11 protein-coding genes are annotated in these 15628 nt (G+C 58.9%); 6 read left to right on the plus strand and 5 right to left on the minus strand.

The features are described 5' to 3' along the window. Positions 1-108: 108 nt before the first annotated feature. Both Q4D83_RS03345 and pgi read right to left on the minus strand, forming a co-directional pair. A complete protein-coding gene (locus Q4D83_RS03345; protein ID WP_303172974.1) occupies positions 109-1626 on the minus strand; it encodes a hypothetical protein in 1518 nt (505 codons plus the stop codon). A gap of 499 nt (positions 1627-2125) precedes the next feature. Then, the gene (gene pgi, locus Q4D83_RS03350) at positions 2126-3766 is read right to left on the minus strand and encodes a glucose-6-phosphate isomerase (RefSeq protein WP_303172976.1); all 1641 of its coding nucleotides are present in this window, start codon (positions 3764-3766) and stop codon (positions 2126-2128) included. A gap of 78 nt (positions 3767-3844) precedes the next feature. Between pgi and Q4D83_RS03355 the strand changes: the two genes are divergently transcribed. Then, a complete protein-coding gene (locus Q4D83_RS03355; RefSeq protein WP_303172978.1) occupies positions 3845-5326 on the plus strand; it encodes an NAD-dependent succinate-semialdehyde dehydrogenase in 1482 nt (493 codons plus the stop codon). Position 5327: 1 nt separating this feature from the next. Here the strand turns inward: Q4D83_RS03355 and Q4D83_RS03360 are convergent, their stop codons facing one another. Together Q4D83_RS03360 and Q4D83_RS03365 are read right to left on the minus strand one after the other, a co-directional pair. Beyond that, positions 5328-5939 carry a hypothetical protein gene (locus Q4D83_RS03360; RefSeq protein ID WP_303172980.1) on the minus strand — a complete coding sequence of 204 codons (612 nt, stop codon included), beginning with the start codon at positions 5937-5939 and terminating at the stop codon, positions 5328-5330. 122 nt (positions 5940-6061) lie between these two features. Further along, positions 6062-6379 (minus strand): chorismate mutase, encoded by a 318-nt coding sequence (locus Q4D83_RS03365; RefSeq protein ID WP_303172981.1) that lies wholly within the window; start codon positions 6377-6379, stop codon positions 6062-6064. 44 nt (positions 6380-6423) lie between these two features. Here Q4D83_RS03365 and pcrA point away from each other — a divergent pair, with 44 nt between their 5' ends. Next, entirely contained in the window at positions 6424-8826 is a 2403-nt protein-coding gene (gene pcrA, locus Q4D83_RS03370) for a DNA helicase PcrA (RefSeq protein WP_303172983.1), read from the plus strand. A 90-nt stretch (positions 8827-8916) separates the two neighbouring features. Here pcrA and Q4D83_RS03375 read toward each other — a convergent pair whose 3' ends face one another. Then, positions 8917-9648, minus strand: coding sequence for a M23 family metallopeptidase (locus Q4D83_RS03375; RefSeq protein WP_303172986.1), 732 nt, complete (start codon positions 9646-9648; stop codon positions 8917-8919). 461 nt (positions 9649-10109) lie between these two features. Here Q4D83_RS03375 and Q4D83_RS03380 point away from each other — a divergent pair, with 461 nt between their 5' ends. From Q4D83_RS03380 to aldA, 4 genes are all read left to right on the plus strand, one after another. Further along, a complete protein-coding gene (locus Q4D83_RS03380) occupies positions 10110-11474 on the plus strand; it encodes a DUF6350 family protein (RefSeq protein WP_303172987.1) in 1365 nt (454 codons plus the stop codon). Positions 11475-11505: 31 nt separating this feature from the next. Beyond that, complete coding sequence (gene purN / locus Q4D83_RS03385) at positions 11506-12066, plus strand: phosphoribosylglycinamide formyltransferase (protein ID WP_303173579.1); 561 nt, start codon at positions 11506-11508, stop codon at positions 12064-12066. Positions 12067-12309: 243 nt separating this feature from the next. Beyond that, entirely contained in the window at positions 12310-13887 is a 1578-nt protein-coding gene (purH, locus tag Q4D83_RS03390; protein ID WP_303172989.1) for a bifunctional phosphoribosylaminoimidazolecarboxamide formyltransferase/IMP cyclohydrolase, read from the plus strand. A gap of 288 nt (positions 13888-14175) precedes the next feature. Further along, complete coding sequence (gene aldA, locus Q4D83_RS03395) at positions 14176-15615, plus strand: aldehyde dehydrogenase (RefSeq protein ID WP_303172991.1); 1440 nt, start codon at positions 14176-14178, stop codon at positions 15613-15615. Positions 15616-15628 lie beyond the last annotated feature (13 nt).

Here is a 15628-nt window from a genome sequence, read left to right on the forward strand (position 1 = left end):
GCTTGTGGCAAGTCCGTTTGGCCGGGTAGAACAGGATGTGGGGCTGGTTGCACGAATGCAACCAGCCCCATTGGCTTTGGGTAGCTTATCCGCACACGGTGGTGAGCATCATGAGATCAAAGGGCGCATCGTCATTTCCTTGTCCACGATGTGCTCTTGGAGTTGCTTTTTCAAGGTGAGCACATCTTCCAGGAAGCGCCGTGAAATAGTGCTGAGCCGGATTGGGCGCTTGGCACGCCACGGTAATGTCATGCTCGTCGTGTAGGGAGTCATGGTGCCGCGAAGGATTTGGTTGGCGGCATGCGCATAGCGGGTGCTTTCCAGGATGCCCAGCCCGACGGGGATGATCAGCGTGATGACGATCTGCATGATCATGAGATTGACTGGTGGTCGCACATTATATTCTGTGCTGAGTACTTCCGACATGGCAAGCACCGGCACAATGAACAAGAGCGTGGCCGCGATAAACAGCGCGATGAGTACTGGGCGATGATGCAGGATGTATCGCTGGCGCAATTGCAGCGGGAATCGCATGCGTGTGAGGGTGCTCGCCATGATTGGGATGGAAATGAGTGACGTGATGATCGTCAACGTGAACACGTCGGAGATCGGTTGCGTGAGTAAGCGTTCCGCGAACACCATATTAAGCACGGCGGTGAAAAACGCCGCCAAGCCATACATGAGCACAAAGCGCGGTAGGTTTAGCGACAGTGATGCTGGTAGCTCTTCGTAGTCGGCGTTAGAAATCTGAACCACTTTACGTTGCTCATTGTCCTCGGTGGGGATTTTCGCCCATTGCAGCAACGCTGCGTATTTCGAATCGTTTTCGATGGTGCGTAGCAGTTTCTGCACGTCATCGTCGTAACCGAAGAAATCCATACTCAAAATGACTTGGATAATGCCGCCCACCAGGATGCAGGTCAAAGCAAAGGCGATGGATTCGAAACGGGATGCGGGGGACAGCCAAGCAAACACTGTCCAAACGGCGGAAAGTACCGTCAGTGCGTGCACCAACGTGTGTTGCAGGAACCGTAGTGTGGAGTCCACTTTGCTGAAGGTAACCACGTATTGGGCGGCGTTTTTCACGTAGTGAGCGGGGTGTTCCAGTTGCTCAGAATTTGCATTTGTGTGAGATGGTCGGAGCTTATTCAGCGTGGACTTGATCTTTGTTTCCGCGCGCGAAGCGGTAGCTTTTAGATACGCTGAAATGCCGACGAATAGCGCCATAATCGTGATCGTTATGGCGAATGGCGGAGCCGGATCTGGGCCGCCGAAAAAAGCGCCGAAATACGTAAAATTCGACGAGAAAAGGAAAAACGTTATCGCGAAAAGTAATAGCTGTACAATCGCGGTGCCGCGTCGTTTACCTTGCTCGGCTTGGTAGAAAGAAGCCATGGTTTGAAAGGCGGTCATCGTGCCCATCTTCGGTTGCTGCGGCGCGGCCGTAATGTGATGCTGAGTTGTCGTATTCCCGCTGATGGAGGTCACTGCTTCGTAGCTGCTTGAGGCTACTTCAAGCGCCGACGAAGTGCGCGAATCTGCACCGGTTTCCGCAAGGTCGATGACGGTGTCGCGGTCGGGTTTGCGTGAAAGTATCTCGGTGGGTCGAAATTCAGAATTGGACATCGCAGAATTGCCTCAATGATTTCATATGCCGTCTTTTGGATTCCTAATCCTAGCATGTGTGTTTCATTATTGAGCTGGCGTAGCTGCGGAAATGCGGCACATAGTCGGGTGCTTCAATGTTGCGGAATGCCCCATTTTCACTTCGAGGAAGAAGTGCACGCAAAATAATCGTGCAATTCGTATTTATCGGCCAAAAGTCTGGGTGGTAGTTTCGCAAACGGGACTTTGCGAGATGCATATAACGCACCATCAAATTGCGCGTAGTTGAATTTGGTGCGTGTGCATGGTTCGAGCCGCCGTGTGTGCGCCATCCCTCGTGCCTGTAGCTTTCCGAATATATTGGCGAGCTCGCCCGAGAATGGGGGTGGAAGCACCTGCTTCGCGGCCAACGCCACCACGGGCACCATCACCAACCTGAAAAACTCCCCACCACCGGGCCCAGCGTATTAGCTGGCGGCCCTAGTGGTGAGGAGTGTGTGCGTACGCCCTTGGCGGTTAGTTACTTGTTTGCGCAGTACCAGGTGATGAGGTGGTCGGTGGAGGAATCGCCGGAGTTCGGCTGTTTTTCACCGGTCACCGCGGGCAGCAGGTCGCCGGCCTGCTTTTTGCCTAGTTCAACGCCCCACTGGTCAAAGGAGTTGATGTCCCAGATCACGCCTTGCACGAAGGTGATGTGCTCGTACAGTGCGATGAGTGCACCGAGGACTGCTGGGGTGAGTTCTTCCGCAAGGATGGTGGTGGATGGACGGTTGCCCGGCATGACTTTGTGGGTGACTAATTCCACGGGTACGCCTTCGCTGGAGATTTCGGCGGCGGTTTTGCCGAACGCCAGCACCTTCGTCTGGGCAAAGAAGTTGCTCATGAGGAGGTCGTGCATGCTGCCGGTGCCGTTGGCCGTCGGTAGGTCGGTCTTGGGCCGAGCGAAGCCGATGAAATCGGCTGGAACCATGCGGGTGCCTTGGTGCATGAGCTGGAAAAAGGCGTGCTGGCCGTTCGTTCCCGGTTCGCCCCAGTAGATTTCTCCGGTGTTGCAGTTGACGGAGGTGCCGTCATGGCGCACGGATTTACCGTTGGACTCCATGGTCAGTTGCTGGAGGTAGGCAGGGAAGCGGGCTAGGTCTTGGGAGTAGGGGAGCACGGCATGGGTGGCGGCACCGAAAAAGTCGCCGTACCAGACGCCGAGCAAGCCCATGAGCGCGGGTACGTTTTGGGCTAGGGGCGCGGTGCGGAAGTGCTCATCCATTGCGTGGAAGCCCGAGAGGAAGCGCATGAAATCCATGGGGCCGATGACAGCCATGAGGGACAAGCCGATCGCGGAGTCCACGGAGTAGCGGCCGCCCACCCAATCCCAGAATCCGAACATGTTGTTGGTGTCGATGCCAAATTCGGATACTTTTTCGGCGTTGGTGGAGACTGCGACAAAGTGTTTAGCCACGGCGGTTTCGTCGCCGTCGAAAGCCTCCAACAGCCAGCGTTTCGCGGCGTGCGCGTTGGCGAGCGTTTCTTGCGTGGTAAAGGTTTTTGAGGCGACGACGAAGAGCGTGGACGCGGGGTCTAGGTCTTCCAGTTTTGCCACCATGTCCGCGGGGTCGACGTTTGAGACGAACCGGGCAGAAATGCCGGCGGTAGCGTAGTGCCGCAGCGCTTGCACGGCCATTGCGGGCCCGAGATCGGAGCCGCCGATACCAATATTGACGATCGTCTTGATGGTACGTCCCGTGTGCCCCAACCATTCGCCGGAGCGCAGGGCGTGTGCAAAGTCACGCATGCGGCCCAGAACTTCGTGGACGTCGGCCGCGACGTCTTGGCCATCAACGGTGAGGTCGCGTTCTACTGGCAGGCGGAGCGCGGTGTGCAGTACCGCTCGATCTTCTGTGTTATTGATGTGCTCGCCATTGAACATAGCTTCGGTACGTTCCTTGAGGTTCGCGGCCTCGGCGAGCGCGAGCAGAAGCTCGATCGTCTTGTCGTTGACGAGGTTTTTGGAAAGGTCGACGTGGAGCCCCGCGGCATCGAAAGTAAGTTTGTTTGCGCGGTTAGCGTCGGCGTCGAACAGATTCCGGAGTGTGGTTTCGCTGAGTTCGTTGTGGTGCGCCTCCAACGCTTTCCACTCTGCAGTAGCGGTAATGTCTGCTGCCATGCTCTCTCCTTGGGTGGGGATTTATTATTGGCACTATCTCCTACCCACAGTAGTCCGAGAGCATCTACTGTGGGGGTCATGGTAGACCCTTCCCAAATCCACTCTTTGATTGCTTCCACGCCCAAAGATTTGTTCCTCGCCGGGCGATGGTCGGCGGCTTCGGACGGCGGCACTTTGGAGGTGCAGAACCCGGCGACGGGCGACACGTTAGCCCAGGTAGCCTCCGCGAGTAGCGAAGACGCGCAAGCTGCGCTCCGAGCCGCGCTCGACGTGCAGAAAGATTGGGCGAATACTCCGGCTCGTGAGCGCTCAGAAATTCTCTATCGTACGTTCGAGTTGATTCATGCGCATGCGGAAGATTTAGCATTGTTGCAAACCCTCGAACTGGGGCGCGCGTTGCCGGATTCGCGGGCCGAAGTGTCTTATGGCGCCGAGTTTTTCCGTTGGTTTGCGGAAGAGGCGGTACGTATTCGTGGCGATTACCGGCTGAACCCTGCGGGCACAGCTCGCATACTAGTGCGACAAGAACCGGTGGGGCCGGTGTTGGCGATCACCCCGTGGAATTTTCCGCTCGCCATGGGGACACGCAAGCTGGGCCCAGCGTTAGCCGCGGGCTGCACGGTGATTGTGAAGCCCGCCTCCAAGACCCCGCTGACCATGCTTTATTTGGCTCGATTGCTGAAGGAGGCTGGGCTTCCGGACGGTGTGGTGAGTGTGCTCCCCAGCGCTCGCGCGAGTCGCATTTCCGCGCTGCTCGACGCCCCTGGCATCCGCAAACTTACCTTCACCGGCTCTTCAACGGTAGGGCAAAAGCTTGCGATGAAAGCGGCGAAACACTCGCTGCGGGTGAGTTTAGAGATGGGTGGAAACGCGCCGTATATTGTGCTGCCTGGGGCGGATGTGGATTTGGCTGCCCGCGAAATAGCCGTGGCAAAGATGCGCGGCGCGGGACAAGTGTGCATCGCTGCTAATCGATTCCTTATTCACTCGTCCGTTGCGGAGGAATTCGTACAAAAAGTGGCAGCCGAAATGGCGAGTTTTAAGCTCGGACCTGGGTGGGAGGAGGGGGTGACATTCGGGCCGCTTTCCGGTGCTGATCAGGTGGAGACGGTACGTACCCTCGTCGATGATGCGGTGGCTCGCGGCGCGCGGCTTATTTGGGCCGGCCCCACCCCACAATTCGGACCTGAATTCGAAGGCGGCGCCTGGTATCCAGGTGCGGTGTTGATGAGTGCGCCGGACTCGTCGCCCATTCACCGCGATGAAATCTTTGGCCCGGTGGTGAGTGTCACCACCTTTGATGATGTGGACCAAGCCATCGCTCGCGCAAATAGCTCCCCGTTTGGCCTCGCGGCGTACGTGTTTGGCCCGCCAAACACTGCGTTAAAGGTTGCGGAATCCCTCGAAGTGGGCATGGTTGCCATCAATCGTGGCGCGCTCTCGGACCCCGCAGCCCCCTTCGGCGGGGTTAAGGAATCCGGGCTCGGCCGCGAGGGCGGATTCGAAGGCATCCACGAATTCTTGGAACCGAAGTTTATCGCTCTGCCACTGGATGAGTAGGTTACTTCTCAGAATCGTCTGGGAAATGGAAGTACAGTATTTTGCTCCACGTTCCGAACCCTAAGGAGTAGAAGAGTTCCTGGGCGGAACCGTGTTCATCAAAGTCACCAGATTCCCAAATATCCAGGATGCTGGTGGTGCGATCTTCGGCGGCGATGGTGTCGCGAAACGTTGCCTCCGCGCGGGCGCTGAAGTCGCTGAAGCTGTCGGCGACGAGGGAGTACACTTCGAACGGTTCCATCCAAAAGTGAGTGCATCCGGCGAACCGTTCGTCGAGCAATTCATTGCGTGTGCTGGCGAATTCTTCTGCGACGGAATCTTCAGGTAGGTGCAGGTTTTTGCTGTTGACCTCGGCGAAGCGTTCCATGAAGCGAAAGAGTGCTTCCCGCCCGGCAGTGAAGGAGGCGCGGATTGCCAGCGGGCTTAAGGTTTCGCCGGTTTCCTCATCGGTGGCGGTATCGTCCACGATTTTCGAGGGGACACGTTCGGTATTGATGCTGCACAGGAGCTGGTATGCCAACGGGACGTCGCTTGCGCATTCCGCTACGTCGATGAGCTGTGTGGTGCCGTCTTCACGGGGACGTTCTGCGTACAGGTACGTGCGGTTCGCCATTGTGAGGGCCTTCCGGTCTGGACATTAGGGAAGCATACGGAGAGCTGAAAAAAGAATAAGCCGTCCGAGCCTCAAGGGTAGCAACTTCAGTGGCGTCGCGTGGCTGCTGTTTCCGCGGCTGGTTATCCTAACCGGCCGCGCCCCAGGCGCAAAAGCACGTTCGCAAGGGCGGGGCCTTCGGGTCCGAGTTCTTCCCGGAATTGGTTAATGATCGCCACTTCTCGTGTGTGCACGAGCCGGGTGCCGCCGGAACCCATGCGGGTTTTCCCGATTGCTTGGGAGATTTCGGTGCGGCGTTTCACCGCGTCGAGGATCACCCGATCCAGGCGGTTGATTTCCTCTCGGTATTGTTGGATTTCCGCGTCAGACAGCGGATCGTCGGTGCCGCTGGGGGTGCGGATTTCAAAGTTGTGCTCAGCCGAGGTGTGCATGTCGGTCATACCGAACATTTTGCCACGTCCCGGTGGGGTAGTTTGGAACCATTATGACGAAATATGAAAGCTCCCCTTTTCCCTCCACGTCGAATCGTTTTCCCAGCGCAGCGCCTGCTTCTTTGCCCGCCCAGCAGCAGCCGGATCGGGCGGAGGCATTGGTAGCGGGGTTAAACCCTCAGCAGCGGGCGGCGGTGGAGCATGTTGGCGCGCCGTTGTTGATTGTGGCGGGCGCGGGCTCGGGCAAGACGGCCGTGCTTACCCGCAGGATCGCGTACCTGCTGGGCTGCCGCGGTGTGCATCCAAGCCAGGTGTTGGCGATTACTTTTACTAATAAGGCCGCCGCGGAAATGCGGGAGCGGGTGGCGGACTTGGTCGGCCCGGTTGCGGACCGCATGTGGGTATCCACGTTCCACTCGATGTGTGTGCGTATCCTGCGCCAGCAGGCAACGCTCGTTTCGGGCCTGAATACGAACTTCACCATTTATGATTCGGATGATTCGAAGCGCCTGCTGAGTGCCATTATTAAGGATCTTGAGATTGATTCCCGTAAGTTCACCGCGCGCGCTTTGGCCGCCGCTATTTCGAATTGCAAAAACGAGTTGATTTCGCCTGCCCAGGCGTTGGCGGAGGCGGAGCAGACGAAGAACCCGTGGGAGCTGACGGTGGCGCGGGTGTTCGAGGTGTATCAGCAGCGATTGCGTCGCGCCAACGCGGTGGATTTCGACGATTTGATCGGGGAAGTCGTTGGCATTTTGACGCAGCACCCGGAGGTTGCGGAGTATTACCGTCGTCGGTTCCGCCACGTGTTGGTGGACGAGTATCAAGACACTAACCATGCCCAGTACATGCTGCTTGCGGCGTTGGTAGGTACCGCGGAGGGGAGTGTTCCGCCGAGTGAATTGTGCGTGGTTGGCGACGCCGACCAATCGATCTATGCGTTCCGCGGCGCCACCATTCGCAACATTGAGGAGTTCGAACGCGATTACCCGCAGGCGCACACCATTGTGTTGGAACAGAATTACCGTTCCACGCAGACGATTTTGTCGGCGGCGAACGCGGTGATTGCGCAGAACCAAGGCCGCCGCGAAAAGAAGTTATGGACGGCGCTTGGCGAGGGCGAGCCGGTCATCGGATATGTTGCAGACAATGAGCACGACGAGGCGCAGTTTATTGCCGCGGAGATTGATGCTCTGGTGGATCAGGGGGGTTCCTTCAGCGATATCGCGATTATGTACCGCACGAATAATTCTTCCCGCGCTCTCGAGGACGTCTTTATTCGAACGGGTATTCCATACAAGGTGGTTGGTGGCACTCGCTTCTATGAGCGCAAGGAAATTCGGGATATTGTCGCCTATTTGCGTGTATTAGATAACCCGGACGATTCGGTGTCGCTGCAGCGGATTGTGAACACCCCTCGCCGCGGCATCGGGGACCGCGCTCAAGCGGCCGTGAGTTTGCACGCGCAACAACACGGGATCAGTTTTGGCCAGGCGCTTGTCGACGCCGCGTCCGGCCCCATCGACCTGCTCAACCCGCGCAGCCGCAACGCGATCCTAAGGTTTGTCGAAATGATGGATGGTTTACGTGCCACGGTTACGGAGGTGACTGATGCGGAGACCGGCTTGGTGGATATCGGGGCGGTGGTGTCTGCGGTGCTTGATGTCACCGGATATCGGGAGGGTTTGGAAAAATCCAACGACCCGCAGGACGGCGCCCGGCTGGACAACCTCAACGAGTTGGTGTCGGTGGCCCGTGAATTTGCCTCAGACGCCTCGAATCGCCTCGCCTATGAGGAAGATAGCGACGGTGCTCCCGCGGGCCTCCAGGCATTCCTGGAGCGGGTTTCGTTGGTTGCTGACGCGGATCAGCTGCCCGAGGAAGGGCAGGGCGTCGTCACGCTGATGACGTTGCATACGGCGAAGGGCCTAGAATTCCCCGTTGTGTTCCTCACGGGTTGGGAAGATGGGCAATTTCCGCATGTGCGCGCTTTGGGGGAGCCTCAAGAGCTTGCGGAAGAACGCAGGCTAGCCTATGTGGGCATCACGAGGGCGCGGCAACGCCTTTACCTAACACGAGCCTTATTGCGCAGCTCATGGGGCGATTCAGTGGCAAATCCAGCGTCGCGCTTTCTCCAAGAAATCCCTGAGGAATTGGTGCACTGGAGGCGTGAGGAACCCCAATACCAGGCTTCCCATGACACGGATTGGGCGCCACTTGATTGGGGTGCGGCGTCGTACCGGCAGCCGAAACCGCGAGTGCGCAAAGCCGAACGGCACAGCAAGAACCAATTGGTGCTCAATGCTGGGGACCGCGTTAACCACGAAAAATACGGCCTTGGCACCGTCCTTGAGGCGCATCGCGGCGCGCCAGCAGACACGGTGGTGATCGACTTCGGCTCGGCGGGTACAGTACGCCTCATGCTTATCGGGGGATTACCCATGGAAAAGCTGTAGCCAAGCCGCACGGAAGGCGCCGCAGGTGGCGGCAACCCTCAACGACCTCCGCCGCCTCAATGACGGGGAGGTCTGAAGTAAAGAGCAGGCTTAGACGTTGATGCCACGTGCCGCAAGCCACGGCACAGGGTCAACAGCGTTTTGCCCGTCGGGGTGAATCTCAAAGTGCAGGTGCGGGCCGGTGGAGAAACCACGGTTGCCCATGCCTGCAATCTTCTGGCCAGCGACAACGCGCTCGCCGACGGAAACGTCCAAGGTTTCCATGTGGCCATACACAGAAATGGCGCCGTCATCGTGGCGAATCCGGATCCACTGGCCGTACCCGGAGGCCGGGCCGGAGTCGATCACGGTGCCATCCATGACGGCGTTGATTGGGGTGCCCACCGCGTTCGCAATGTCGATCCCGTTGTGGAAGGTTCCCCAACGAGGGCCGAACGGCGAGGTGAAGGAGCCCGAAGCTGGGCTTGCGGCCTGGGGTGCGCGGGCCGCTTGGTCGGCAGCCGCGCGCTCAGCGTTGAACTGAACGGCCTTGTTGAGCTGATCCGCGAGGTTTGCAACCGGCTTAAACTCTGCGATAGCCAGAATCTGAGGCGCTGCCTCGCCGGCCCCGAGGGCGGTATCCGCGGTGAGTTGGTACTCAGGCGTTTGGGTTACCGTATCCGGTTGCGTGGCGTGAGCTGCTGCAGCACCGCCAACACCTGCGGTGGAGACTGCGCCGGTCGCCATCGCGACCATCGCGACCCGGCTCTTAGTGCCGGTAGATACGATCTGCTTGCGGTGTGCACCGCCAGACCGACCCGACCGCCGATGAGTCGTGTTCATCTAGATTTCTCCCTGTCGCATGAGCCACAATCGCAATTTGTGACCATTCCGTTACTAACAGATTTCGATGATAACGGTTCGGTAGACTACGAGCAACCCAGAGGGTTATCAAAGTTACTGATGTGACTAGCGGCGCATAATTTAACTGGATTTCAGGTGGCTTGGGGGTGTTGGGGGTGGGTCCCCCAGATCGTCCCTAGATAGTGGCAAAGTAAGCATCGATGAATAGAAAGAATAGCCCACAGCAACGGGACCGTAGAAGCCCCAAAACACGCGGCAGTGGCCGCAATTCTAGGTTGCGGACAACTCGTCGTGCCCCGCGCACGAATACTACTGTAACTGCGCCGCCGAAAAAGGCCGAACCGCAACTCCGGGATCGCCTAAAAGCGACGTTGGTCACAATTGCTGTGCCGATGGCCATAACGGTGCTGATTTTGATCGGTGGAGCCCTCGGAGGACTGATGTTTACCGAGACTTCGTTGGTCGCATTACCGGCGACCGTCGCCCAGTCTTGGTTAGTGCTCAACCTAGTGCCCGTGTCCGGCGATGAAGCCACCATAGGCACCCTTCCCATGCTTCCCGCACTGCTTTTCGGTTGGGTGCTGGTGCGCCGCGTGTATCGCTCCGTGAAAGATCGCGTAAGCATGCTGGAATTGCAACTCTTGGCGTTGTGCACCGTGGGTATTCCGGTGTTGTTGACCCTCACGGCGTCGGCCATGTTGTACGACGCATCCAGCGTGCTGCCGGTGCAGCCGCCCTCGCTTGGAGAAGCGATTGTGCGCACCTTAGTAATGCACCTGTGCGTGTTGGGCTTTGGCATGGGGCCGCGGTTGTGGCGCGCGCTTGCCCGCCGCATTGCCATCCCCAGCATGATTGTCGACGCCGCGTTGTACGCGCTCACCTACCTCAAAGCCTTGGCTGCCGTGGGCGTGGTGACGGTGCTGGTGTCGCTGGCTTTCCATTGGGAAAATCTGCGCGAACTCATGCAATACTTCTCGACGCCGGGCGGCGCGGCCGGCGTTGTCCTGCTCAGCGTGCTGTATCTTCCGAACGCCGCCATTTTCGCGGCCGCCGTCCTGTTAGGCTCTGAATTTCACATCAGCGATGCATCCGTGTCTTTGTTTAGCGCACATCTCGTACCGTTGCCGCCGCTGCCGTTGTTCGCCGCGGTACCGGCAAGTGTGGTGTCGTGGGCGTGGGTATTGTTACTGGTCCCATGTGTGGTCGCTGCGATCCTCGCGTATCGGCGTATGGGCGCCTCCGAGCATCCGATCGGGGAGTTTATTGCCGCCGGGGGATTCGCCATGCTGTTCGCTGCGATCGCTGTCTACCTTGCGGGTGGCACGCTTGGCGTCTTTGGCGACGTTGGTTCGTTGGTGTGGCTTACCTCGAGCTTGGCGTTACTTTTCCTCACTGGTACGTCCGTGCTCGCCGTGGTGGTTCATCGTGTCCTTGGGCCCAAATCCGACGCAGAAGACGACATTGCCGATGACGCAGACGACGACGAATCCACTGTCGAGGAACCAACCGAAGACGAACAAATGGACGAGAGTTCTGAAGAGGTGCCGGCTGCGGAGGATGCGCAAAACGCCGACAATATAAAGGAAGAAAAAAAATCCGTGGCGGAAGAACGCCAAGCGGACGAATCGGAGCAAACGGACGAAGAGGAGCAAACAGCCGAAAAGGAGCAAGCGTCCGACAACAGCGAGGCGGAGTCCGAAGCTGCGGCGGAACCTGAGCCGGAAGCTGTGGCGGGCGCGGCGTCGGCAAGCAACCAAGAAGGGGAGGAAACGACCGATTCCGAGGACACCGGCGAGCGCGGCTAAACTCTCATGGGTGACCAACGAAAACACTCCGATGAGTTTGGTAGTCCTCGTGTCTGGCGCGGGTACATTGCTGCGATCAATAGTTGCGGCGCAGGGGGAGGCGTACCGTGTGGTGGGCGTCGTGTCGGACCAGCAATGCCCGGCGATCGCATGGGCGAACAGTGAGGGGTTGCCCACGCGGGTGGTGGCGTTTGGGGAGTACTCAGATCGTGCCGCTTGGAACGTTGCGCTGGCGGACGCGGTAGCGGACTTTGCGCCACATGTGGTGGTGTCGGCGGGGTTTATGCGCATCCTGGCGCCCAGCTTCTTGCACCGCTTTCCGAACAAAGTGGTGAATACGCACCCGGCGTTGTTGCCGTCGTTCCCCGGGGCGCACGCCGTGCGCGACGCCCTCGCGCACGGCGTAAAAGTCACGGGATCGACCGTGCATTTCGTGGATGAAGGCGTGGACACTGGCCCAATCATTGCCCAAGTTGCGGTGCCAGTGCAGCCGGGCGACACGGAGGCGGTATTGCACGAGCGCATCAAGGTAGCTGAGCGGGAGCTCATCGTGGATGTGCTTCGCCGACCCGAGGCCTACGGTATCTCCTAGCGGGCGTGGTCGGAGCGTTTGCGCGGCGTAAGCAGCAGTATTGGTGCTTATATAGAACGTTGGAAGCTTTTATTAGGGATTGCTATGTACGCGGGTTGAGGCGTTAAGATCGTCGTCGTGACCTTTCGATGCACACCATTGCGGTCGATGATGTTGACGATTGCAGCTCCGCAGCGGTGCGGTGAGTCTGGCTGGGTGGGAAGGCCACGATGACTAAACATAAAGAAAGGGTTGCATCGCTCAATGAGTACGGACCGTAAGGCAATTCAACGCGCCCTCATCAGCGTGTACGACAAAACAGGGCTCGCAGAACTCGCACGTGTGTTGGATGCCCATGGTGTGGAGATTGTTTCAACCGGCTCCACCGCAGCCACCATCGCGGAAGAGGGCATTCAGGTCACGCCAGTGGAGGAACTCACTGGGTTTCCAGAATGCTTGGATGGCCGCGTGAAGACCCTGCATCCGCGCGTGCATGCGGGCATTCTCGCCGATACGCGTAAGCAGGAACACCTTGACCAGCTCGCCGAATTGGAAGTTCCGCCGTTCGAACTGGTGGTTGTTAACTTGTATCCGTTCACGGAGACGGTAGCTTCCGGCGCGGACTTCGACGCGTGCGTTGAGCAGATCGATATCGGCGGGCCCTCCATGGTGCGCGCAGCCGCCAAAAACCACCCATCAGTCGCGGTGGTGGTGGACCCTGACAAATACGACGACATCAGCGCCGCGCTCGACGCTGGCGGCTTTACCAAAGCCGAGCGAACCGCACTGGCTGTCGATGCCTTCCGCCACACCGCCTCCTACGATGTCGCCGTGGCCACGTGGATGGGTGAATGCCTGGAAACCGGTGACCATGCGGAATTTTCCGATTGGATTGGTGCCACCTACAGCCGCGCCAATACCCTTCGCTATGGCGAAAACCCGCACCAGCGGGCCGCGCTGTACACGCAGTCGGGCAAGCAGGGCTTGGCGCAGGCCAAGCAGCACCACGGCAAGGAAATGAGCTACAACAATTACACCGATTCCGATGCCGCGTGGCGCGCCGCCTGGGATCACGAGGCGCCGTGCGTAGCTATTATCAAGCACGCAAATCCGTGCGGTATCGCAATCTCCGAAGAGTCCATCGCCGCCGCCCATCGTGCGGCGCACGCCTGCGACCCAGTGTCCGCATACGGTGGTGTCATTGCTGCGAACCGGGAAGTGTCGGTGGAGATGGCGCAGCAAGTTTCCGAGATTTTCACTGAGGTGATTATCGCCCCCGCCTACGAGGATGGCGCGATCGAACTGCTTTCCCAAAAGAAGAACATTCGCGTGCTTGAGGTGGCGGCTCCGAATCGGGAATGGGCGGAAGCCCGCGAAATCTCCGGCGGGTTGCTGCTACAGCAGCGCGACTTTATCGACGCCGAGGGCGACAAACCGGAAAACTGGACGCTCGCCGCCGGGGAGGCCGCAGACGCCGAAACCCTCGCAGAGCTGGAATTTGCGTGGCGTGCGGTGCGCGCCGTGAAGTCCAACGCGATTGTGCTTGCTCATCACGGCGCCGTTGTTGGCGTTGGTATGGGCCAAGTCAACCGTGTCGACGCCGCGAAGCTCGCCGTCACCCGCGCCAATTCGCTGGCGGGGGACCAGCGCCGCTCCGAAGGGGCCGTTGCCGCGTCTGATGCATTCTTCCCATTCGCAGATGGTTTCGAAATTCTTGCAGAAGCCGGTGTGCGCGCTGTAGTGCAACCGGGTGGTTCCATCCGTGACGCGGAAGTGGTTGCCGCCGCCAATGCGGCTGGTATTACCATGTACCTCACCGGGGCGCGCCACTTCGCACACTAGTACGCTCTTGGGCGTAACACTCCTCGCCGTTAGTGGCAGGTGCTGAGAAGGCACCGCCGCAGGCGGGGAGTTTTCGCGTTCACGGGGAAAACCCAGTGGTGTTCGTCTACCCCTGAACGGGAGTAGTAGCACCCGCTGTATCGACGTCGTTAGCTAGGTATTTTTGGGATTTCGGCTCCGGCGCGTAGGTGGTGAGCATTACAATTTGTCGTGGTTGTGCAGCACCGCACGCCAGCACGTTTCCCCTGATACGTTGCTCGTTTTTTCGATTGGCAGGAAAGACGCCCAATGACGATCACCTACGAAAACTTTATTAACGGAACGTTTGTCGCTAGTGCGAACACTATAGACGTGACCAACCCGGCGACCGGTGAACTGCTTGCGAAAGCCCCCGAAACTGATGTCCAGACCGTGAATGCGGCCGTCGCGGCGGCGCGTGCCGCGCAACCCGCGTGGGCGGCGTTAACGAATACGCAGCGGGGCGAGTACTTGACCGCCCTCGCCGCGAAACTTCGGGAGCATGTCGATCGTTTTGCCACGTACCTGGTTGAGGAGCAGGGCAAGGTCCGTGGGCTGGCAGAGGTCGAGGTGCAATTTACTGCGGATTATTTTGACTATATGGCTGGCTGGGCGCGCCGCATTGAAGGCGAGGTGATCCCGTCCGATCGCCCGGGCGAAACCATTTTGCTTACCTATCAGCCGTTGGGTGTGGTTGCGGGTATTCTCCCGTGGAATTTCCCGTTTTTCCTTATCGCGCGCAAGATGGCACCCGCCCTGCTCACCGGAAACACCATTGTGGTGAAGCCAAGTGTGGAAACCCCCATCAATGCGTTCGAGTTCTGCAAGCTGGTGGAGGAGGTTGGCCTGCCCGCCGGAGTGTTTAACATGGTTGGCGGCTCAGGCAGCGTCGTCGGTGAGGCGTTGACTACCCACCCGGATGTGGACCTTGTGTCTATGACCGGCTCTGTTGGGGTTGGCCGCCGCATTATGGAAGCCGCGGGTAAAAACCTCACCCGCGTGAACCTCGAGCTCGGCGGCAAAGCGCCCGCGATCGTGCTTGCTGACGCCGACCTTGATCTCGCCGCCACCGCAATTTGGAACTCGCGTGTGATTAACACTGGCCAGGTGTGTAACTGCGCGGAAGTCGTGTTGGTGGAGGAGTCCGTCCACGATGCGTTGCTGGAGAAGTTGGTGGCGAAGATGGCTGGCACCAAGTATGGCAACCCGTCGGAGATTGCCGAGCTTGACATGGGTCCGCTGATTACCGTCGGCGCCATGGACAAACTCGACCAAATGATCGAGTCGGCGGTTGCCGCAGGGTGTCGTGTGGAAACTGGTGGCGGCCGTGCCACAGACCTCGGTGACGGCAACTTCTACCAGCCGACCGTATTGTCCGGCGCCACCGCAGACATGGAGATCGCTAGGGAAGAGATCTTCGGTCCCGTCCTCCCAGTGGTGAAGGTCCGCGACCTCGACGAAGCCATCGCCATTGCGAACGCCTCCCAATACGGCCTGACGAGTTCCGTGTTCACCAACGACCTGAACAAAGCGTTGAAGGCTTCCCGCGAATTGTGCTACGGCGAAACCTACATCAACCGCGAAAACTTTGAGGCGATGCAGGGCTTCCATGCGGGCCGCCGCAACTCCGGCATCGGTGGCGCCGACGGCAAGCACGGGTTGATGGAGTACGTGGAAACCCACGTCACCTATATCCAAACCCACGACTAGTAGCCACCCGAGG

Origin of the sequence: Corynebacterium sp. (assembly GCF_030532715.1) — a bacterium.
Taxonomy (GTDB): domain Bacteria; phylum Actinomycetota; class Actinomycetes; order Mycobacteriales; family Mycobacteriaceae; genus Corynebacterium.